This window comes from Siminovitchia thermophila (genome assembly GCF_016909185.1).
GTDB lineage: Bacteria > Bacillota > Bacilli > Bacillales > Bacillaceae_C > Siminovitchia > Siminovitchia thermophila.
In genome coordinates, this window is sequence record NZ_JAFBFH010000001.1 from 1 (window position 1) to 20,446 (window position 20,446).

General features: G+C 41.0%; 21 protein-coding genes. 6 read left to right on the plus strand and 15 right to left on the minus strand.

The features are described from left to right. Positions 1-26: 26 nt before the first annotated feature. Positions 27-218, minus strand: coding sequence for a hypothetical protein (locus tag JOC94_RS00005; protein ID WP_205177827.1), 192 nt, complete (start codon positions 216-218; stop codon positions 27-29). Between the two features lie 319 nt (positions 219-537). On the opposite strand from JOC94_RS00005, the gene JOC94_RS00010 reads away from it, so the two are divergent. After that, positions 538-933: a helix-turn-helix domain-containing protein gene (locus JOC94_RS00010; protein ID WP_205177831.1), complete on the plus strand. Its 396-nt coding sequence runs from the start codon at positions 538-540 to the stop codon at positions 931-933. Between the two features lie 434 nt (positions 934-1,367). Here JOC94_RS00010 and JOC94_RS00015 read toward each other — a convergent pair whose 3' ends face one another. After that, the gene (locus JOC94_RS00015; protein ID WP_205177839.1) at positions 1,368-1,961 is read right to left on the minus strand and encodes a recombinase family protein; all 594 of its coding nucleotides are present in this window, start codon (positions 1,959-1,961) and stop codon (positions 1,368-1,370) included. Positions 1,962-2,555: 594 nt separating this feature from the next. Between JOC94_RS00015 and JOC94_RS00020 the strand changes: the two genes are divergently transcribed. Beyond that, positions 2,556-3,011, plus strand: coding sequence for a DUF3102 domain-containing protein (locus tag JOC94_RS00020; protein WP_205177841.1), 456 nt, complete (start codon positions 2,556-2,558; stop codon positions 3,009-3,011). Here the strand turns inward: JOC94_RS00020 and JOC94_RS00025 are convergent. The 3 genes from JOC94_RS00025 to JOC94_RS00035 all read right to left on the minus strand — a co-directional run bounded on the left by JOC94_RS00025 (position 2,967) and on the right by JOC94_RS00035 (position 4,956). Next, positions 2,967-3,410 carry a hypothetical protein gene (locus JOC94_RS00025; RefSeq protein WP_205177843.1) on the minus strand — a complete coding sequence of 148 codons (444 nt, stop codon included), beginning with the start codon at positions 3,408-3,410 and terminating at the stop codon, positions 2,967-2,969. The genes JOC94_RS00020 and JOC94_RS00025 overlap by 45 nt on opposite strands. Positions 3,411-3,793: 383 nt before the next feature. Next, the gene (locus tag JOC94_RS00030; RefSeq protein WP_205177845.1) at positions 3,794-4,759 is read right to left on the minus strand and encodes a ParB N-terminal domain-containing protein; all 966 of its coding nucleotides are present in this window, start codon (positions 4,757-4,759) and stop codon (positions 3,794-3,796) included. Further along, entirely contained in the window at positions 4,759-4,956 is a 198-nt protein-coding gene (locus JOC94_RS00035; protein ID WP_205177847.1) for a hypothetical protein, read from the minus strand. The genes JOC94_RS00030 and JOC94_RS00035 overlap by 1 nt, the downstream gene beginning before the upstream one ends. Positions 4,957-5,135: 179 nt before the next feature. Between JOC94_RS00035 and JOC94_RS00040 the strand changes: the two genes are divergently transcribed. After that, positions 5,136-5,369, plus strand: coding sequence for a helix-turn-helix domain-containing protein (locus tag JOC94_RS00040; RefSeq protein ID WP_328799750.1), 234 nt, complete (start codon positions 5,136-5,138; stop codon positions 5,367-5,369). 1,055 nt (positions 5,370-6,424) lie between these two features. On the opposite strand, the gene JOC94_RS00045 is transcribed toward JOC94_RS00040, so the two are convergent. Both JOC94_RS00045 and JOC94_RS23430 read right to left on the minus strand, forming a co-directional pair. Next, positions 6,425-8,521 (minus strand): CocE/NonD family hydrolase, encoded by a 2,097-nt coding sequence (locus JOC94_RS00045; RefSeq protein ID WP_205177856.1) that lies wholly within the window; start codon positions 8,519-8,521, stop codon positions 6,425-6,427. Next, complete coding sequence (locus JOC94_RS23430) at positions 8,484-8,714, minus strand: DUF819 family protein (protein WP_139345532.1); 231 nt, start codon at positions 8,712-8,714, stop codon at positions 8,484-8,486. Before JOC94_RS23430 ends, JOC94_RS00045 begins: the two co-directional genes overlap by 38 nt. 549 nt (positions 8,715-9,263) lie before the next feature. Here JOC94_RS23430 and JOC94_RS00055 point away from each other — a divergent pair. Then, positions 9,264-9,587: a DUF3784 domain-containing protein gene (locus JOC94_RS00055; protein WP_077109506.1), complete on the plus strand. Its 324-nt coding sequence runs from the start codon at positions 9,264-9,266 to the stop codon at positions 9,585-9,587. A 171-nt stretch (positions 9,588-9,758) separates the two neighbouring features. Here the strand turns inward: JOC94_RS00055 and JOC94_RS00060 are convergent, their stop codons facing one another. The 5 genes from JOC94_RS00060 to JOC94_RS00080 form a co-directional block, all read right to left on the minus strand. After that, a complete protein-coding gene (locus JOC94_RS00060) occupies positions 9,759-10,235 on the minus strand; it encodes a hypothetical protein (RefSeq protein WP_077109505.1) in 477 nt (158 codons plus the stop codon). A gap of 90 nt (positions 10,236-10,325) precedes the next feature. Then, the gene (locus JOC94_RS00065) at positions 10,326-10,520 is read right to left on the minus strand and encodes a hypothetical protein (RefSeq protein WP_077109504.1); all 195 of its coding nucleotides are present in this window, start codon (positions 10,518-10,520) and stop codon (positions 10,326-10,328) included. Between the two features lie 77 nt (positions 10,521-10,597). After that, positions 10,598-13,561, minus strand: coding sequence for a restriction endonuclease (locus JOC94_RS00070; RefSeq protein WP_077109503.1), 2,964 nt, complete (start codon positions 13,559-13,561; stop codon positions 10,598-10,600). A 16-nt stretch (positions 13,562-13,577) separates the two neighbouring features. Continuing rightward, complete coding sequence (locus JOC94_RS00075) at positions 13,578-15,587, minus strand: site-specific DNA-methyltransferase (protein WP_077109502.1); 2,010 nt, start codon at positions 15,585-15,587, stop codon at positions 13,578-13,580. A gap of 207 nt (positions 15,588-15,794) precedes the next feature. Continuing rightward, the gene (locus JOC94_RS00080; protein WP_077109501.1) at positions 15,795-16,313 is read right to left on the minus strand and encodes a hypothetical protein; all 519 of its coding nucleotides are present in this window, start codon (positions 16,311-16,313) and stop codon (positions 15,795-15,797) included. A 373-nt stretch (positions 16,314-16,686) separates the two neighbouring features. Between JOC94_RS00080 and JOC94_RS00085 the strand changes: the two genes are divergently transcribed. Together JOC94_RS00085 and JOC94_RS00090 are read left to right on the plus strand one after the other, a co-directional pair. Then, positions 16,687-16,833, plus strand: a complete 147-nt coding sequence (locus tag JOC94_RS00085; RefSeq protein WP_171973773.1) for a hypothetical protein — start codon at positions 16,687-16,689, stop codon at positions 16,831-16,833. Between the two features lie 127 nt (positions 16,834-16,960). Further along, entirely contained in the window at positions 16,961-17,107 is a 147-nt protein-coding gene (locus JOC94_RS00090) for a hypothetical protein (RefSeq protein ID WP_171973772.1), read from the plus strand. Positions 17,108-17,148: 41 nt separating this feature from the next. On the opposite strand, the gene pabC is transcribed toward JOC94_RS00090, so the two are convergent. From pabC to JOC94_RS00105, 3 genes are read right to left on the minus strand one after another with little or no spacing between them, the layout of a single operon-like run. Beyond that, a complete protein-coding gene (gene pabC / locus JOC94_RS00095) occupies positions 17,149-17,994 on the minus strand; it encodes an aminodeoxychorismate lyase (RefSeq protein ID WP_077109499.1) in 846 nt (281 codons plus the stop codon). A gap of 1 nt (position 17,995) precedes the next feature. Then, positions 17,996-18,574 (minus strand): anthranilate synthase component II, encoded by a 579-nt coding sequence (locus tag JOC94_RS00100; RefSeq protein WP_077109498.1) that lies wholly within the window; start codon positions 18,572-18,574, stop codon positions 17,996-17,998. Continuing rightward, a complete protein-coding gene (locus JOC94_RS00105; protein ID WP_077109497.1) occupies positions 18,558-19,979 on the minus strand; it encodes an anthranilate synthase component I family protein in 1,422 nt (473 codons plus the stop codon). The genes JOC94_RS00100 and JOC94_RS00105 overlap by 17 nt, the downstream gene beginning before the upstream one ends. Positions 19,980-20,446 lie beyond the last annotated feature (467 nt).

The window sequence follows — 20,446 nt, forward strand, 5'->3', positions numbered from 1 at the left end:
CGCCGTTCTCCGATATGATATAAGTTTCATTTCGATTCCCCCTCGATAATGTCGTTATACTTCGTCACGTGCCGACCATAGGTGTAAATCTCCATAACATTGACCGCCGATACCATAGCGTAGAGTTCGCGCTTTAGATCGTCATTGTCCGGCTCCTGGCGCAATATGTTCGCGGTAGCCCGGATATGCTCACGTAATGACTCAATCGCATGATCCATTATTTCGATACCTCCTTGCCTTCGCGCATATTGCCGATGAAGTAACCGAGAAAGAACGTTCCGAATGTAGCAAATAATACTGTCATTAGTTCCATTTTCGATGGCCTCCCTTTTTTTACTCTTATACGTTTAAGAGTATATTAAGAACAAAACGAAAGTCGAATTATCTCGACCAAAATAAACTCTTAAACGCCTATGCGTATATTGAATATAACACTGTCGAAAAACGCTGTCAACACTTTTTTTAAAAATAATTTGATAAACGTATAAGAGTATAATAAAATTAACGAAAACCCAACGAAAGCGAGGCGAAAAAGTTATGGATGATTATCGCAAAAACTTTTTAGTCGGCGAAGATGCCGTCAAAGCATTAGAGGAATACGACGATACAGAAGATCACTTATACGATCGTGTTCGAGTAGTCATTCACTTAAAGCAGCGCATGGCCGAGCGCGCGTTAACACAAATGCAGCTGTCGGAAATGTCCGGAGTAAGACAGGCGACAATATCGCAGCTATCACGTGGCTATGTCGAAAGATTGCATATACCAACGCTAGAAAAGATTGCTTGGGCGCTCGGCATCGAAGATATAACGCAATTAATAACATTTGAACTCGAGAGCGAAATAATGAACATGGCGAATCCGTACGGAATTGAATACGACTATCCGACGAAGAACAAACGAAAGAACAGCGCGACCCGGCCCGAAGGCTAGGTCGTTATTATTTTATCGAAGTCCTCGTACTCGGCGCCGCATATATATATTCACCCGTCCGAAGTCCGATTATGACCGCCTTTTTAAACGTTTAAAGCCTTCCGATACCTAATACACTAGCGAAACATTACGACTTCTAAAAAGGCGGGTATACCCCCGTTATTTGATCATAAAATTGAAGCTAAGCCGAAGTGATCTGAAATATCCCGTATCAAAACGGCAGATGGTGTGCGCTGTTCGAAAAAGGAGGCCCCGACCCCTCGATTTTTAAAATTCCGGCGGAAAATATTTCGATATTTGCATTTCCATTTTATGGTATCGAAATATTTTTTTACTTCGCGTTTGTCAGGGTTACTTGGTGCGGCCAGCCAGCGTTACCCTCCCCCGCCGGTCTTTTTTTTATTCTCCCGCCTTACATAAAAAGAGACAGCCGCTTATTTTTCGGCTGCCTTTTCTTCCTTCATTCTTGCGTATAATGTCGCACGCTTGACGCCTGTTATCTTGCATATATCTGTGACGCTTAGACCGTTGTTTGCACGGTCTTTCATTAGTTCGATAGCCTTCCGTATATCTCGCTCGTTACTGCTTGCCGGTCGTCCCATATGCTTGCCTTGCGCCTTTGCTCGTTCCCTTCCTTCGGTTGTTCTTTCGACGATTAATGACCGTTCAAACTGCGCAAAGCTGCCGAGTATGTTAAACATAAGTTCTTGCATAGCGGTAATCTTTCCGCCTGTTTTAAACGTCATATCATCCTGAATAAATACGACACTAACGCCCTTCTCGTTTAGCTCCGATACAATCTTATTGAGGTCGGTAATCGAGCGGGCCAATCGGTCTATCTTCGTTACATACACCGTATCTCCTGCCCGTACATTGTCGATCATGTTAGCGAGTTCCTTCCGTGGTGCTGTCGATGTTCCCGTAACCTTCTCGACATATAGACGCTCGCAGCCTTCCGCCTTTAATATCGCCTCTTGCGTTTCTAAGTCCTGCCCTACCGTCGATACACGCGCATATCCTATTTTCATATCCGATAACCTCCGTCTAAAAGTCTGCTATATTCTATACGTTTAATTATAGACTAACTTCTAGACGGTTTCAAGCGGTATTTTCGAATAAATCTAGGCATATTTCGGAAATATCTATAAGTTAACACTTTTAGACGATGTGTACGTTTTGGGGGACAATAACATTATTTATAGTGTTTAACGGAGTCTAAAGCGTTGACTATGCCGCGCGTAACCGCCTTGCGGCTGGTGAAAGTGTCGGTTATAACCGATATAGTCCGATGAAAAACAGCATAAAACCGGAACTAATCGGAAGCCTAAATCGCAAGCCTACTAAAGGCACTCGAAATAGTTCCTTCATTATGTGTCGAAAATTAAGCCGTTTTAGTCCGCTTGCGATTGTTAATTTCCGATATAATGCTGACCCCGTGAGTTTTCGGAGTCCTAGCGCCTTGAACGCCTCGCCTGACTAACGGACTGCCTGACGACGATTTTACGTTGCATCACGTTGCATGCTTTCGGTATACCTTCGGAATAATTCCTTCATTAAAGCGTCAAGTAAAACGCCTTGACATACGTATGCAACATTATCGCTTAATATAGGAGGTTATCGAAATGGCAAACGAAATAAAAGGCGGTGGTAATCACGATCTATCGACGGACAAACTGTCGCAAGACCTAAACGTAATCACCGCAGAAATTAACGCATACCAGCGTGTGGCGGGCGAAGCAATATTCGAGATTGGTAGGCGATTGAAACACGTTAAGGAAAACGACTTGGCGCACGGAGAGTTTATGGAATGGTACGAGTCTATTGGATTAACGAAAGACTTCGTTAGCAAAGCAATAAAGGTCGCTGAACAGCTTTCAAAATTCGAGACGTCACGAAATATCGGAATGGACGCCTTATATCTTATCGCAACCCTTCCGCCCGAAAAGCGAGAAGTCGAACACGTCACGGATAAAGGCGAAATGAAGAAGCCCGAAGAAATGACCGTACGCGAACTACGCGAATTAAAGAAGGCTTTAAAACAGGCGGAAGCCGAGCGCAGGGAACGCGAAAGACTTTAATGATTCGATCTCGCCCGCAAGTACCTCCGCTTTGGCTTGCGCTTTGGCTGGCGTGGATTCTGCGGAAGGCTTGGCGATTTCGTATGTTAGGGATACCGGTAAATCCTCGATAAGATTCTCGCCTTCGGGACAATTTGTCCCAATGACTAATTTATATCGTTGAATTAAACGAGTCGCTTGTCGTCTTTCCATCCCGATATATTGAAGCCATTTACCGAATACCCCCTCGTGCCTTCCTCCTTTTTTAGATAACTCCTGCTGCGCCTCGTACAACTCACGTCCTAATTCCGTATAAGCCTTTCCGACGATCTGCCGCATGTTTGATTCTTTCTGGCGGAGGAAGTCTGCGGTGTCTCCGTCTAGTTGATCGTATTGAAACTTTGTGATTTCGTTTGTCAATTTCGTTTACCCCCCCTATATAAGCGTCAGGCCGCGCCGCCTACCTTTCTTTTATTTTTAATTTTCTTTTTGGAAGTTCTTCCTTCGAATAGATACCTTATATCATATTATCGGAGTATTAGTTCCTTCGAAATGTGTTTATTATAGATACGTTCCGACCAAACTTGTTTGGGCGGTATGTTTTATCTTGTTAAAGATAGTTCTCGTTAAAAGATGATTCTTGTTAGTGTGACGCCTGTCCATGTGAGCTACATCCGCACATGGTTACTCGTCACATAGTCGCTCCGGCTCCGCTTCAAATATGCTTAACTGGCTTATCGGCAGTACCGTATAGCGCGTATTTTCCCACGTACCACCGTCCGAACGCTTGCGTGTAGTTTCGATCAGCTTTCGACCTTGCCACCGATAGTCGACGAGGATGAAGCGGAATACTTGCTTATCGCTGAGAACGTTGAAAGGCGAGGACAAGCTGAAACAGATCCGATCAAGAAGTCGAGAATAGCGAATTTCTTGCGGGAATATTGGGGCGTTAGGCGAGGAGGGGATATGGCGGGAGCGAAAGACCAAAATGGGCTTTCGGATATAGGAGAGTTTATCGGAGAGAAATCTCTAACAGGCACAAAACGAGTCCTAAAACTCCACGATCTCATCCCGCAACTCCAGCGTCTAGTATCCGCGGGCAAACTCGGAACGACAGCGGGCGAGCAATTAGCGCATTTAACGCCTTCCGGTTGCTCGTCCGCCTTCATCTGCGTATATGCCCGATTAATCGAATACTCTCCGTTGAATACCCGCTCGAATAGGTCGGGGCGGTTGCGGTAGACTGCAATAAGGTAAGTCATACTCGACCGCCCAATCCCCGCCTTTTTAGCTAATTCTTCGGCAGTATCCCGACTTAACTTACTTTTTGCCAAATCTGGCAAAAGGTCATTTCTATTTCCTTGACCAACTTTTGCTTCTTGCGACATCTCTTCATAAAACAATCTAACGACTAGCGCCGCCCGTTGTCCCGACTTTAATTCCGGAACCTGTAATATATTGTTCGTCATATAGGAAGGAACGCCGTCGTCCGTCACATCTTCGAATATTACTTTTACATCCTTTATTCCAAGCTCTTTCGCCGCTCTGAAGTGATATATATTCCCAACTACCTTAAATCCTTTAGTAGCTATAATTGGATGATGAAGCCCAGCCTTTGCGATGTTGGCGACAAATTCCGACCATTTCTTCTTGCTCATTGGCGGAGAGTATTCCGCCTGCTTGCTGTGTTCTGTTAGTTGTGACGTTGCTACTTCAACAACTTCTGTTATCTGCTCGTCGTTCTTTTTAAATTCGATTACGTTTCCCATTACGCTACCTCCTTTATTATGTAGCCGTCGATAATCTCGTAAACTTGTCCGCAATCTGACGTAAATGTTCCCGTCCATGCGGACGTTGTTTCTGCGAATGTGCCTTCGATGATTGGTGTTCCCTCTGCCTCTAGACTTGCTTCGTAAATCGTATGCACTAAGATTCCTTTTTCGACAACTAATATTCTATTATCCATTTATTCGTTACCTCCTGTTAACTTTTCGTATCTTTCGACTAACTTAAATAGTATATTACAACATATTTTTTTAAGTGTCAACACCTAAAAATAACTTTTTGTATTTACATATTAATTTTTCGTAACTTTAAGTGTACTTTTCATTCACTTGTGCTATAATGTAAGTGGAGGTGATAGTTGTGAGAGAAACGAAAATTAGTTACATGCCTTTAGAGATACTTCTCCTTAAGAAAGGTAAAAATAAACAATATCTAAGAGAAGTATTAAAAATCGCACCGTCAACAACCTCTAGAATTTCTAAGAATGAAATAATATCATTGGACATTATTAAAAGAATCTGCGATCACTTCGATTGTCAAATTCAAGACGTTGTACAATTCGTAAGAGTTTCCGAAGAAGAGGACGAGGCTTAACTGCTTCGTCTTTTTCTTTTGCCCGCGCCGTTCACCTTTTCTTTTTATTTGAAGAACTTCCTCCGAATAGATACCTTATACCGTATTATCGAAATAATTAACATCTTCGAAAAAATCTGTATTAGATAGTTCCCGTGAGAAGCGATAGCTTCGAACGGTATGTTTTATCTCGTTAAATAATAGTTCTTGTTAAAACCTAGTTCTAGTTAGTGCTATCCCCACCCATGTCGGCTACCCTTGACACGGCTGTAGGTTGCATGGACGTTAAATCCTCCGGCTCTGCTTCGAATATCCTTAGCTGGCTGATCGGCAGTACCGTATAACGCGTGTTATCCCACGTTCCTTTATCGGTGCGCACTTTGACAGCTTCGACCAACGGACGCCCCTGCCATCGATAGTCGACTAGCTTTCGGATGCGCGCGCTCGCTGCCTGCCTACTCACGCCAAGCCCGCTCGGCTGATATTTTCGGGAACTAATCGGAAGGATCCGGGAAATAAAACAGCATAGTGGCGTAGCCTTGCTCGATAAACTGGACGTACAGGAAATAATCGAGTAAGACTTGCTTGTCCGTTTAAAATCGGCTATTATTGCAGTAACCGTAATAAGAGAACGTGTAAGGCTTTATAAACCGATTGAGGCAGCGTTAGGCTAACGACAGGCTTTACGGACATTTGCGACTAAAAGCGAGTTTCCTAAACCGTGCGTCGCAGGTTCGATTCCTGCCGGGGCCGTACCTAAAAAGCCAGTAACAGCAAGGGGTTCAGCGTTTATGCTCCCTTGCTTTTTTTGTTACCATTGACAAAGTGGCACGTATTGGTCACCTTTCGTCTAAAAACGGTCAAAACCAACATTTGTGTTTTAAGCCAATAATGCTAGAAACAAAGTTGAACTCACTCACATTTTGATATTCATTCAGGATCGTGAACAAGTGGATCAAAAAATCGTCTCATCAGGCTAATTGATAACATACAGGAGATTTCATAAAAAACCTCTCTTTTATGAGGAATACTCGAAGCTGACGATTAAATCGCATTTAATGAAATCCTTGTCGTTTTTATTTAATGATAGGCAATTGCACATATGACAGATGGTTCCCTTGATGATAAACTCGTTGTTTGGCCTTTAGGAAATCAATATCTGTTGCAGGATCTTTTCCGGTATTGGAGTTTGGAAAAATATAGTTATCCGCACTGGAAGTTATCGTTAAACGAATCCGGTGTCCTTTCTTAAAGGTATTGGCTATTTTCGATGTGCGAATAACATATTCTTCCACTTTATTTGGTTCAAGCAAAATCTCTCGTTCAAAACCTTTTCTGAATCGGGCACAAAACACACCATCCACTAGTTGAATAGAATTGCCTTTCGGGTCAACATCTGTTAGGCGAACAATCCAATCCGTATCTTTGGCAGAGCTGGAGGCGAATATTTTCACATAAATGTCCCCGGCAATCGTTATTGGTTTATCCAAAGGTGCGGAAGTGTAAACTAGTACGTCCTCTCTTTCTTCCACTTCTTTATAATTGGCCGGGACGCCAATTTCATTTTCCGATAGATCAATCAAGTGCGGAGCCGGGTTTTCCGGATCATATACAAATTCATCATACCCCTCCTGGACAGATGAATCGAACAATAGAGTACCATCCCCATAGGAAGATTTGGCACTGCTTTTGCTGCTTACATACATATTAGTCCATTCAACATTTTCAGGAGGCCATTGTTTGGCTGTCACCCATTTGTTTTCGCCGATAACATAATATTCGACGATTGGGCCGCCATCAATTCCATTATTAATTCCTTTTAGTTTCCGATCAAACCATTGCAGATAGTAAAAATCCATATCATAACGAAGCGCATTATTACCGAAAGCAACGCCTTGGATATCACGGGTCGTATTTGCATCATGCATCCACGGCCCAAGAATAATCTTCTTATCATTGTCGGCATAGTCTTGTACTACTTCAAGCGCTTCCGTCGTTCCCATCCCGTTATCATCATACCATCCTGATATGATCATGGCGGGTACCTTAATATTTGCTTTATATTGATACCAATCCGACTTTGACCAAAAATCATCTTTCGCAGGATGCGCCATCCATTCGTTCCAAAAAGGGACTTCTTTTCCCAATGCATTTTTCGGAATATTTCGTAATGGACGAGTGTTCAAAACATCATCCCAATCTGTACGAAGCATATTTTCCGGCTTAAATTCTTTTTCAGCCATTGCAAAGGCCCAAGCAAGCGTGCCGGATACGAAAGTACCCCCTTTTCTGGGGATATCGATAAAAGGACTTCCGGCGGTAACAATACTGACTAAGGCCTTTAAATGAGGATTGCCGCTGGCTGCGGCAGCCCATTGAACATACCCGCCATAAGAAGCACCGACCATCCCGATGTTTCCGTTACACCAAGGTTGCTCGGCAATCCAATTTAACGTATCATCGCCATCTTCTATCTCTGAATACATAGGGAGCCATTCACCTTCTGAATCTTGTCTTCCTCGCGTATCCTGGATAACGACGACATAACCACGTTGAATGAAATCCACATACGATCGTTTGTATATCATTCGTCCATAAGGCGTCCTTACTAAAATAACCGGCTTTGGTCCCTCAAGTTTACTTGGAACCCATACATCTGTAGCCAATCTAATATGATCCCTCATAGCCACCATAAAGCTCCCGAGATGTTCAATACCGTATGTTGCTTTCGATACTTTTGGGTGATCCCAAAGTTTTATAGGTGTATTTGCTTCATATCCTTCCTTAACCAAAACACTGCAATTGATCCTCGAAGGGCATATAAAGGCAACTGGTTCTCCATCTGCCAGTACTATATCGAGCGGAAACTTTTTCTTTCTTTCAACCCATACGCTTTTATCTTGCTCAAGTCTATGATAAACAGCCCCCCAGGACGTGACCACCTGCTGTTTTTCTGTTTGAAAAATATTCCTGTATTCATCCAGACGCTCCCAAATCTCTCGCGGATTTATATGGTAGTAATCTTCCAGTGCCTTTGTTTGTGTGTCCGTTAAGCTTACCTGATCATCCCATTCGTTTGTCATAACGTTCCTTTCTCGAAATAAGACCCCGTCACTTTGAAATGTCAATGTCGCATCATGAATTCCCGACCGATATAACCGATAGGTCACCATTTAATCTCCTCCTATTTTTAGGCATCGATGATACATTTAATGAAGTATGTACGCCAATCCCCAAATAATTGCCAAGCACCGAACCGATGACTCCTAACACAATGGCAAGGCTAACGAGCGCTCGCCACTTAGCTGAAGCCGCAACTAACGCAGAAGTTGCACCATCCGCGATTGATGCAGCAATGGAAATAATGACATATTGGTATCACTATTAAAGATACGACATAAGACTGCATGCCATATAAGCGAAAAGATCACAACAACAAAGCAATAAGGGTTTAATACATCTTCCCAATCATTAAAAGACAAGAACGATCACATTACTCTAAAATATAATATCTGTTCATATTGCCAAAACGGCAAACCTTCTTCTTGAAAGAGGTTGTCCTTTTGTTGCATTAGGAAAAGGAGTACCTTCAAGATTCTGTAAAAGTTGTTTGATGAAATATTTTAAAAAGATTATTTTCACACCTTTCCACAACTTGCTATTTTGCGTTATGATGAAATCAATGCATGGTTGTAGAGCTGTTAGATTGAAGAAATGGCCCAAAGACTTTGCTTCGTACCGAAACCAGCCAGGTTCTCGCTACTTCCACTTGTTGCTAAAAGCAAATGGTTCGATTTCATGATCAAACTGCTAGTTGGAGGTTAAGGGAAAGAACCCGTTTATAGCATTTCTGGTACTCTTATTCAAATCAATCATGAGTATTGCATTCAATATGAAGCAAAGGAAGGTGCCGTTATGTTTGAAGCTACCATTCTCATCATTATTTTCATTTCTTTTTTCATTTTTGCTATCGTATTGTCAAGAGGAAAAGGAGCATTTTTGATTGCGGGTTATAATACAATGTCTGACAGTGAAAAAGCTCAATACGATGAAGTGGCTTTGTGCAAATTTATGGGGAAAATCATGTTTGGCGTTTGCTTGAGCATCTTATTGTTGACATTAAGTGAGGTGTTAGGGAAACAAGTGTTGTTGATTATAGGTCTTATTTTACTATTTACCCTTATTATTTTTGCCTTGGTGTACTTAAATACAGGCAACAGATTCAAAAAGAAAGCTTAATCTTCGATTTACAACACATGCGTCGTTTCATTTTTGAATCAGGTCTTAAAAAGGAGAATGAAATAAACTGAATAAATGAATAGTTTTTTCATACTCGGAGTTATCGTGTATTTTCTACTATCTGGGTTATTCAAAGTTTACATAATAAAAATCTCCATACGTGAGATGTCTCTAATCATTCATGAAATCATGTATTGTTATGCATCTGCCATCTGATATAACAATATCTTGATCATCATGAACATGAACTACTCTCACTTGACTGGGATCGTCAAAACAAGGGTTTTTTGTTTTTCTATTATATACAATATCGAATTGTATATCGCTCATTTGCGCAAGTTTACTTACTACTCTGAAGTTATTGTAATCTACTGAAAATGGCCGCCATTGATTTAGGGTAAAATAAGATCGTTTTAATTCGGAAAAGCGCTCAATAACGTCCTGACGCGAGATTTTAAACATGTCTATCTCAACCGCAATCATTCGATTACCGAGATTTCGTCTCTGCCAATTCATACATGCACTGGATGATTCGCTATTAATCGCTTTTTTTGTAGGATGACGATTCATTTCCCAATGAAAAGATTGCAGTTTCTTGGCTAACTCAGGCAACGGTATGTTGGCAAAGTTGCCATCTCTTTTTGCCATAGCGATTTCTGTTATTTGTGTAACATCTGTTCTAAAAAGAATGGTGACAAACGGAACCCCTTATCGGTGGCTGATCTGGTTTAAAAGCGCCTACGTTTCGTAATAGCTGTTCGACAATGGTTCATCGGCTTTCACTCCAGCCGCCAAACTCAATACTTTGGGATGAAACGTATTCTTATCTCCATATATGAGCGCCCCAATATTGCCTTTTGGAAACTTGAAAAAAGGATGAGGATTCTCGTCCAAATAACGATAAATCGCATTTGTTTGATAATAATTTCCCATTGAATAACCCCCTTTAAAATAGAAACACCCTTAGACATGATTCGTCACTAAGGGTGAATTTTCCTGCTCTTCCTATTTTATTCTATGCGTGATTTTTCCCACCAATCACGAACTGTTTGATCAACAACCCCATAACTGATACCCAACTTGCCAAAATATTTTTGAGCACATTTGACTTGGGAACTATTCAGCCCGCCTTTCAAATCTCTAATGAATTCAAGCTTTACTTCTCCCTCTTTTTCTAATCTGACCATTCCCCAGCCGGGTTTATAATTGCCAATCACTTTTGGGAATTTTATTTTAAAATGGGGCGGGAATTTAAAATAAAGCTTCGTGTTGTCCGCATCAGGTATGACTCGTTTCAACATAAAGTCACGTTCAACATCTGAATCAACTTGCACTTTATCATATAAGCTGTTTATCCCGCCCGCGATCAACTGCTTCTGCGGACATTTCCTAGTGATAGGAAATATTGCATTTACATCATACAATGGCTCCGCCATTACCGTAAATTCAATGTTTTCGGCGATGTGGTTACGGGAAACTTCCTGAATCCGGGATAAAAACTCACGAATCCAGCCCTCGGGGTTTTTCCATATAAGCTTTCTTTTTTCAAGATCCATTTTTTTAAATATCGTTATGATTGTTTTTTTTGTTAAATTTGTTTCTTTTGCCGCCCTCTCTATTAAGTTAGGTATAGGGTATTTTTCACTGAAAACTCTCGTTTTATTTTTTTCAATATGACGGATTTTTTCAGTGTGAAATATGAATGGACTTTCTTTTGTGAGGATCTCCCCACCAGCAAATATAAGAGATTGTTCCTCACTTTTGCTGCTAGAATTGATTTCCGTAACGATGTGATGTTTCAGTCGGATATCATTTACTAGTTTATAGAGACTGTCCCCTTCCCGAACTGTTTCATTTCTCGTATAACGATTGCCGGTAGAATTTTGAAACGCAATGGTAATATATGCTTTTTCATCCCGGGTTTCTCTTAACACTATCTTGTATTGGTGCATGATAAACTTGGCGCGGGAAATTTCCATTGTCGGCTCGGGAAACTTGGTGGCATTTAACCTTTTCACACATTGATTGATGAGCTTTTCCGTATCAATGTTTATTTCATACTTTACTTTCTGATTTAATTTCGCCCAAAAATGTTGAAACTCAGAAGAAAGAAATAGTCTGTCATTGCGTTTAACAATGGCTTGCCGCGGCTTTTTTGGCTTCTGAGGAGGTTTATTTCCATCTTCTTCATATTCATGTTGCAAACTTGCCACGTAGTTCTCATAACTTTCATTGGCGATGACCGTGAGGATATTCATTTCATATTCCGCAGGCCTCTCCCCTTTTTGGTCTACAGCCAATCGTAATCCTCTTCCTATTTCCTGCCTTTTTTTGATGTTAGAAACAGTTTGATTTAATGTGCAGATTTGAAACACATTCGGATTATCCCAACCTTCTCTGAGTGCAGAGTGGGCAAAGATAAAAGAGACCGGTTCTTCAAAAGAAAGTAATTGTTCCTTTTTCTTCATAATTAATTCAAAAGCGGCTTTTTCCATTTTTCTTTCGGTTTGATTGCGGCCATTCGTGTCAACCGCTTCATCATCACTCGCCGTCTTGCCGGGCTTTGCAAAATAACCTTCTCTGACTTCACTCGGCTCCATATTGGAAAAAGAAGGAAATTTCGTCTTTAATCTGTTAAAACACTCATCAAACAACCTTCTAATAAGAGCCTCTTTACCGGTATAATTTTTCACTTTGTCGATAAAAAACAATGATAACACTTTAATTCCTTTTTCTTTCAATTCCTCTTGTTTAGCCATATGCACTTCAATCGTTTTTTCAATTTGTGCTCGAAAAATACTTTCTTTAGATGCAAGTGCATGATGAAAACTTAATTCAAACCCATTTTCAAACGAAACTTTTTTATGTTCGTCTTTTTTGCCATACTGGATTTCCGTCACTTTCAATCCGGCATAATCTTGTAATCCGGTGATCTTTTCTAGATCAGAACCTTGTCTTAACAAGATGTCTCTTTCCTTTTTTATTCCCTTATCCAATACATTCACTTTTACTTTTGCCGCTATCGGCTGGCGAACTATATCCATTAACCGGATTAAAGGAACATTAAAGTTGTCCAAATCAGATATGCCGATCACTTCAATTTGTTTTACAAGGTTATTTCTAAAAGCATCTATTGGTGTAAGGCGATAACATAAGTTGGGCGTCTCTTTATGGGTCGCCGAATATCTTAAGACAAATAAAGGTTTTAGTGTGCGGATGGCTTCCTTGGCTATTTTTGTATGAAAATTTTGCGGTTCATCCAATACAACGATAGGTCTCGTTTCTTGGACAAAATGAATGGGCTTTTTATCACCTTGTAATTGTTCGGTCATTTTATAAAAGTTATTGGAAGGTTTATTAAACGAATCCATTGTCATGATCATGACAGATAGATAGGGGGTTTCGGCATACTCGCGCAATTTGCCCAATTTAGCGCCATCATATTGAATCAAAGATATTTCTTCATTATCGTACAATGACGCAAAATGGGATTTTGTCATTTCAATTGTTTTTACCACACCTTCATAAATGGCTATGCTCGGCACAACGATCATGAACTTTTTATACCCATAGATTTTATGTAATTCATGAATGGTTCTTAAATAAACATATGTTTTTCCGGTGCCGGTTTCCATTTCGATTGTAAAATGCGGAATAGCAATAGGTTTGTCATGGTGAATGCCATTCAGAAGAGGTCCTTCATCGAGTTCTATTTTGGAAGAAAGCGAGATTTCGCTCCCTCTCTTTTCAAGATTGTTTTTCTGTTGGACTTGTTGCAGGTTGTGCAACAGAAGATGATAATCCAATTGTTCATCCAAGCCCGCATTAGTAACAATTTTATCATCTATATGGGTTGGCCAAAAATCAACGTTATCAAGTGTCGGTACTCCTTCAAAAAGCTTTACAACACTATTGATCGCATCAAGTTGATATTGTTGTTCAGAATCAAACTTTATTTTCAAATGTTGTCCCAATGATACTCTTCCTTTTTTAGAGTGTTTTTACATTTAACGTTTCAGATAAGACCATTTTTAATGTGTCGGTTACGGCATCGTCCAATACAATCAAAACATCCCCCTTGAATGGGATAAGATCATTGGCTGTATGTTCTTCCAGCTTCTTGTCCAGGCATATATATAAACTGTAGTCGACGCGGTCATGTGTAATCTTCCACACTTTGTTGTACCGCACATTTTTTAAAACTTCCCTATTGCTATCAAGGGGAAAACCTTGAACTAACAAAAGTTCGGTTATGACATTTTCTTCATTCCAGCCTGGAACGAGCGGTGAATAATCAAACCGTTCTTCCAATTCTTCAATACGATCACCGTCAAAATCAGACCATTGTCTAATATTTGTTTTCCCTAAACCAAAAACCTTAAATCCGCAATCAGAAACGGCTCCCCTTTGCTTTATACATGTCGCGACTTCCATTAACCTTTTCTTTGTTATTTGGGAAATAGTGTTAAATCCGGATTTTCTAGCTGCCGAATTTTTGGCTGTTTCTTCGGGAACCTGAACCAAAATAAATCTTCTTCGGGTATGATATTTTTCATTTAATTCATAGACTGCATGACCCGTTGTGCCTGATCCCGCAAAAAAATCTAATATGATATCATCTTCCTCAGTAAAAAAGTGTATCATGTCCATAGCGAATCTATAAGGCTTTGGATTTTCAAAAGGCAGCCCCAGCTTGTTAAACAAATCATCGTCGCTTCCGCCATACCTGAGGATGGATGGGATATTTTCATATAAATATTCTTTTAAAAGATATTTTCTATTTGGTATTGTTTTTTCATCTTTCCCAAAGAGGATTTTATTTTCTTCCAATAATTTTCTCATTGTAGAGGGAGGATTTCTCCAGCCTCTTTGAGGAATCGCACAAGGTTTTTTAGTTTGGGGATGAATCAATGGAATAAAATAATGGTCAGGAGCCTGCTTTTTATTTGGCCAAGCCATTGAAACTGGACGATATACATCCCCATTTTCATCAATAAATTTATAAGCGGCTTCCCCGCCCGATAGATCATCTTGGGTTTGTAACCATTTTTTATATTCTTCATTCACAGCGTCCAAATCATATTCTTTGATATGTTCTTCCAGAATCGATTTGGGTAATGTATATTTTTGGGCCACTTCTTGAAGGTCATCCGGCAAACTTGTCTTGCCAAGCTTGCTGAATAGCTCCTTCGCTTTTCGAATCATTTTTTCAGCGTTTCGTTTGGGTCTTTTTATTTCATGTTTTGCCAGCAAATAATCCTTATTTCTGGCGTAGACTAATATGGATTCATGTTGATAAGCAATGCCCGTAGCATCCCCCTTGGGATTTCGCTTATCCCAAATGATATGTCCAAGTCTATTTTCTTCTCCAAATATTTCATTCATCAGCAATTCCAGATTGCTCTGTTCGTGTTCATCTATATGTATGGCGATAACTCCTTCTTTTTTAAGCAAAAACTTTGCCAACCGTAAACGCGGATACATCATATTTAACCAATTAGTGTGAAATCTGCCGCTCGACTTGGGATTGCTCGTTAACACTCCTTCTTCGTCCGCTTGTCCGGTTTTCAATAAATATGAGTGTACAGACTCTTTGTATTCATCTTCGTAAATAAAATCATTCCCGGTATTATAGGGGGGATCGATGTATATGAACTTCACTTGTTCTCTATAGCTTTTTTGCAGTATGCGGAGAACCTCCAAGTTTTCTCCTTCAATCAAGATATTTCTGGTATTTTCAACGTTTATCCCTTCATGTTTCATAGGATAAAGTGAACCTGTAAATGGTTTTGCAGCCAGTTTTTTAGCTTCCACTTTTCCGGGCCATTTTAACTCATAAAAGCCGTCTTTTTCCGAAGAAAGATCCAGAATATGTAATTCTTCTTTTAATATTTCCAGGTTAAAAGTTCCATCAGTAAACGCTTCTGGAAATAATTCTTTTAATACATCTATTCTTTCTTGATCAGACCTTTCGGGTTTATTGAGTTTTTCTATAGACATTAGCGTATTCGCCCCTATTAATTGATGTTCTTATTGTAAAATATATCATCAGTGAGAATGTCCGTTCGCATTTCATTATAACAATAATTTGCTTTAAACAACAAATGCGTATTATTTTCATTATACAATCATAAACGGCTGTCAATATAAGTTTGCGGTAGCGGACCGAAGGGAGCGTACAAAAGAATGTAGCCAAGGTAACCAAATTTACCGGGCTTCGTAAATGGGTCCGTGCCTCTGAGACCAGCTTTCGGTTATGACTAAACGGAATTCGGAATTATCTTTCATCTTTCGGTCCAGAATAGGTTTTTTCACTACAATTGCTAAACGATTGCCATCGTTTAACAAAACCACTAGACAAATACCCATTTTACGAAAAATAGGTTTCATGTTTTTTCCTGGGTCATATGGTGTATAAACACAAAGCAAGGAAGGTGATCTACATGCATCATTATGGCTACCATGGTTATCCAATGCATCATTACGGATATCCAATGCACCATCACGGGCATCATCATCATGGCCACCACCATGGGCACCACCATTGGCATCATCATGGATATGAATTGGATCAAATGCAATTTCAACATCAGGGGATACATCCCTATTCCATGCACCATGCCCACCCTCACCACCACCATCATATGTATTAAAGAGCATCATGAAATCAATAAAGAGAAGAACTATTTTTTGAGCGCTTTTACAAGGCGCTCTTTTATTTATCATGATCGCCAGGACTCCCGCTTTAACAAACATTGCGTTGCTTTTTAATCATGGCTCACTATCTATAAACGGTTATCGTCTCGAGGACGGTTAGGAGGTTGAGCAATTGAATGAACATTTCCGCCATTTTATTCAGCCCTGTCGTGTTCCTTTTCTTTGTTTTCCCGCGAACGGCTTGTTGATGTTGCTAGCTTGACAGCCGAGTGTGTCGTTTTAGATGGAGCGGCAGATTGTGATAGAATCCCTCTGTCTTGTACCTTGGTGGATCATCATCATCGCAAAGGCCCACGGCAAACGATACAAAACTGAAACGCATTTTTTTATGATGAATGTAATTCGGCGGCAAGCATACATATTGTATCAAGGAGGAATGCTCATGGAATTATGGATTACAATTGGATTAACAGGTGTGTTGGCGGCTATAGCGGGATTTCTTATTTATTACATTCGTACTGTGTTGGATTTTGATGACACACGTACAATTGATTCCTCCCCTTCAGATGAACAGAAAGAGAATGAGTAACATACCTCCCGCACAATTGTCCTAATATTTTTAAAAATGAGTTGACAATTAGGAATATGATGTTTATTCTATTAGCAAACGGGGTAATGATTGTACTAAACGATCACAAAACTGGGAGGGAACAACGTTGGACTTATCGGTTTTGATTGGACTGGTCGTTTTTTTAGCCGTAGTTGCCGGAGGACTCGTATTTTTTATCGGTTCTGCCCTTGATTTTGAAGATGCCAGGAAAGTCGATCGGCCCCCTTCTAAAGATTTACATCATGAAAATTAGAAATCAAAATCTCCTGCAGCCCGCAGGAGATTTTTTCTCTTCTATTTATCCATCTTTGATATAGCGTCCTTATATTTTTCATAAAGCCGCCCGACTATGACTCCCTTGTTCCCCGGCAGTTTGCATTTCATGAACTTGTGAACAGGGACGATTTCCTGGATGGAGTTGGTAAAAAATATTTCATCCGCCTCTTGCAGGACATTTTCTTTAAACAAGCCTTCTATAACGGGAATGTCTGCGGATCTAGCCAGCTTTAATATCAATTGCCTTGTAATCCCGTTTAAAATCCCTGTTTCCAGGGAGGGTGTGTACAACACACCCGCTTTTACCCAAAATAGATTGGAAGTAATGCCCTCTGCCAAATATCCTTCTCTTGTCAGAAAAATTCCTTCCCTATCGCGGTCAGGCCCCAGCTCCCTTTTCGCTGCAGCATTGTTGAAAAAGTGATGGGACTTCAGCCGGCTTTCCGTTTCCGGTGTATTGCGCCGCAGTTTTAAAATGACCGCTTCTTTTTCCTGAAGGGGAATGAGCGGGGGAAGCGATTTTTGAAAAATAATAACAGTTGGATCGATGTATGGCGCGGTTTGCAGCCCGATGTCACCTTCTCCCGCAGATACATTCATTCGGATGTAGGAATCGGGGAGGCCGTTTATCAGGCATAATTCCTGGATAATCGGCTTTACTTCTCCTGATGTAAATGATCTGTCTATCTCCAGCTCTTCTAATCCATGATTCAGCCTTTCTATATGCTCCTCCAATAAAAACGGCTTCCCGCCATAAGTACGAATCGTTTCAAAGACGCCCAATCCGTATAAATAACCGTGATCAAAGGGGGAAATAACGGCGTTTTCCTTTTTGATAAACTTCCCATTTAAAAATAAAACCATGTTATTTCACAGCCAATTCTATTGATTTCAGAAAGTTGGACAAAAGCCGTTTTCCTTCCCGGGTCATGATCGATTCTGGATGAAACTGGACACTTTCGACTGGCCATTCCTTATGACGGACAGCCATGATTTCTTCATTCTCGCTTTGTGCACTCACTTCCAAACAAGCTGGGAAGTCTGTCTTCTGGATAAGAAGTGAGTGATAGCATGTTGCTTGGAACGGATGATCCAGTCCGGCAAAAACGGATTTCCCGTCATGATGAATTTCTAATGTTTTCCCATGCAGCACATATTGTGAACCTCCAATTTCGCCTCCAAAAGCAACGGCAACCGCCAAATGTCCAAATCCAATGCCGAGGATGGGAACTTTCCCTAAAAAATGACGGATGATATTTACCGTTGTGCCCTCTTTGTCGGGAATACCCGCTCCTGATGAAAGAATGATAGAGTCAGGGGCCAGTTTGTCCATTTCTTCGATGGACGCATGAGCTGATATGACCGCCACTTCTCTTCCCGTAGCGCCAATCATCTGGACAATGTTATATGTGAATGAATCATCATGATCAATAATCAGTATCAACACTAATCCCTCTTTTCTCTGCCGCTTCCTTTGCTTTCCAAAGGGCTTCCGCTTTTTTCAATGATTCCCTATACTCCGCCGCCGGATCTGAATCAATGACAATTCCCGCCCCGGCTTGCACATGGCACATTTGTTCTTTGATTACCATCGTTCGGATCGTAATATTGAGATGGAGATCGCCGTTAAAGCCAATCCAGCCAAGTGATCCTGTATAGACCCCGCGTTTTATTGGTTCTAATTCTTCGATGATTTCCATTGTGCGAATTTTAGGGGAGCCTGTAATCGATCCGCCGGGAAATATGGCCTCGATGACATCATTTACAGTTTTGTCTGCGGACAGCTCGCCGCCTACATGTGAAACAAGATGCATGACATGGGAATACTTTTCGATGGCCAACAGTTCATCTACTTGAACAGTTCCGTATTCGCATATTTTCCCAAGATCATTCCGTTCCACATCGACAAGCATAATATGTTCCGCCCGCTCCTTTTCATTGGAAAGCAGTTCCTCTTGCAGGGCTTGATCCTCCGTTTCATTTGCACCCCGGGGCCTCGTTCCCCCAATCGGTCTTGTTCCCACATGCTTGCCATGTTTTTTGATTAACAGTTCCGGTGAGCCTGACACAATTTGAAATCTGGGTGTGTGAAAATACCCCATATAAGGTGAGGGATTCAGCTTTCGCAATTCATTGTATACCTGTATGGGAGGAACGGCTATTTTTTGGGATTGGCGCACCGTAAGGTTCACCTGCGAAACTTCGCCAGCTTGAATGTATTGTTGCACCTTTTGAACGGCCGCCTTAAACTCCTCTTCCGTGAAGGAAACTTGCATATCTTGATCATCCGCTACGGGTTTGTCAAAGACGGATTCCTCAATGGCCGGCTTGGAAGCTTCCATCCACTCATGTTTTATTCGGGTAATCGTTTCCTCTGCCTGTCCGTGCTTCAATGCCATTAACCAGAGAGTCTGCTCCTCGTGGTCAAAAACAGCCCACTCGTCAAACACCAAAACATATAATAATGGAAGCCGCAAGTCGTCTTTGGCGATTTGCGGCATACTCACCACATGTTCTATGTAATCATAGCTAATAAAACCGATGGCTCCGCCTTGAAAATCGGGGATTTCCGGCAAAGGGGCAAAGGAAAAGGGCTTCATCCACTTTTCAAGCTCCTCTATTGGCTTCCCTGCCATGATCTTTTTTTCACCATGATGAAAAATCTCCAAACCGTTTTCAATCGCTCTTGCCTCGGCAAATGGTCGAATGCCTGCAATACTGAACCGCCCGGTCCTGCCGCTTTCCAATAATACGTGCCGATCCTCGTTCCGGGTCAAATGAACATATGCGCGAAAAAAGCTTTCTTGATCAAAAGGGATTTTTTCAAACAACACATTTCTGTTTGCCATCTGTCAGTCATCACTTCCTGCCTTGTCAGTATAAATGTCTTCTTCAAATTTTAGAGTACATCGTTAATAGAGTACAAGTATTATCCCGCATGTAAGGTGCCGTAAGACTCCCACTTCAACATCTTGAGTGAATACAAAAGGGCTAAGTGGGAGAAACGGCACCTACATGCCCGATTGGTTCAACTAACATTCAGTAGGAGAAACGCCTACTGAATGAAGTTTCACTTTATCCCGCATGTAAGGTGCCGTAAGACTCCCACTTCAAAATCTTGAGTGAATACAAGAGGTTTAAATGGGAGAAAACGGCACCTACATGACCGATTGGTTCAACTAACATTCAGTAGGAGAAACGCCTACTGAATGAAGTTTCACTTTATCCCGCATGTAAGGTGCCGTAAGACTCCCACTTCTTGAGTGAATACAAGAGGTTTAAATGGGAGAAAACGGCACCTACATGACCGATTGGT

Excerpts from the sequence above, each read along its gene's own strand:
- JOC94_RS00065 (WP_077109504.1), bottom strand. The coding sequence starts at position 10,520 with ATGGGAAATTATTATCAAACAAATGCGATTTATCGTTATTTGGACGAG.
- JOC94_RS00055 (WP_077109506.1), top strand. The coding sequence starts at position 9,264 with ATGTTTGAAGCTACCATTCTCATCATTATTTTCATTTCTTTTTTCATT.
- JOC94_RS00030 (WP_205177845.1), bottom strand. The coding sequence starts at position 4,759 with ATGGGAAACGTAATCGAATTTAAAAAGAACGACGAGCAGATAACAGAA.
- JOC94_RS00080 (WP_077109501.1), bottom strand. The coding sequence starts at position 16,313 with ATGATAAATAAAAGAGCGCCTTGTAAAAGCGCTCAAAAAATAGTTCTT.
- JOC94_RS00005 (WP_205177827.1), bottom strand. The coding sequence starts at position 218 with ATGGATCATGCGATTGAGTCATTACGTGAGCATATCCGGGCTACCGCG.
- JOC94_RS00085 (WP_171973773.1), top strand. The coding sequence starts at position 16,687 with ATGGAATTATGGATTACAATTGGATTAACAGGTGTGTTGGCGGCTATA.
- JOC94_RS00105 (WP_077109497.1), bottom strand. The coding sequence starts at position 19,979 with ATGGCAAACAGAAATGTGTTGTTTGAAAAAATCCCTTTTGATCAAGAA.
- JOC94_RS00045 (WP_205177856.1), bottom strand. The coding sequence starts at position 8,521 with ATGGTGACCTATCGGTTATATCGGTCGGGAATTCATGATGCGACATTG.
- pabC (WP_077109499.1), bottom strand. The coding sequence starts at position 17,994 with ATGGTTTTATTTTTAAATGGGAAGTTTATCAAAAAGGAAAACGCCGTT.
- JOC94_RS00060 (WP_077109505.1), bottom strand. The coding sequence starts at position 10,235 with ATGGCAAAAAGAGATGGCAACTTTGCCAACATACCGTTGCCTGAGTTA.
- JOC94_RS00020 (WP_205177841.1), top strand. The coding sequence starts at position 2,556 with ATGGCAAACGAAATAAAAGGCGGTGGTAATCACGATCTATCGACGGAC.
- JOC94_RS00015 (WP_205177839.1), bottom strand. The coding sequence starts at position 1,961 with ATGAAAATAGGATATGCGCGTGTATCGACGGTAGGGCAGGACTTAGAA.
- JOC94_RS00035 (WP_205177847.1), bottom strand. The coding sequence starts at position 4,956 with ATGGATAATAGAATATTAGTTGTCGAAAAAGGAATCTTAGTGCATACG.
- JOC94_RS00010 (WP_205177831.1), top strand. The coding sequence starts at position 538 with ATGGATGATTATCGCAAAAACTTTTTAGTCGGCGAAGATGCCGTCAAA.
- JOC94_RS00075 (WP_077109502.1), bottom strand. The coding sequence starts at position 15,587 with ATGTCTATAGAAAAACTCAATAAACCCGAAAGGTCTGATCAAGAAAGA.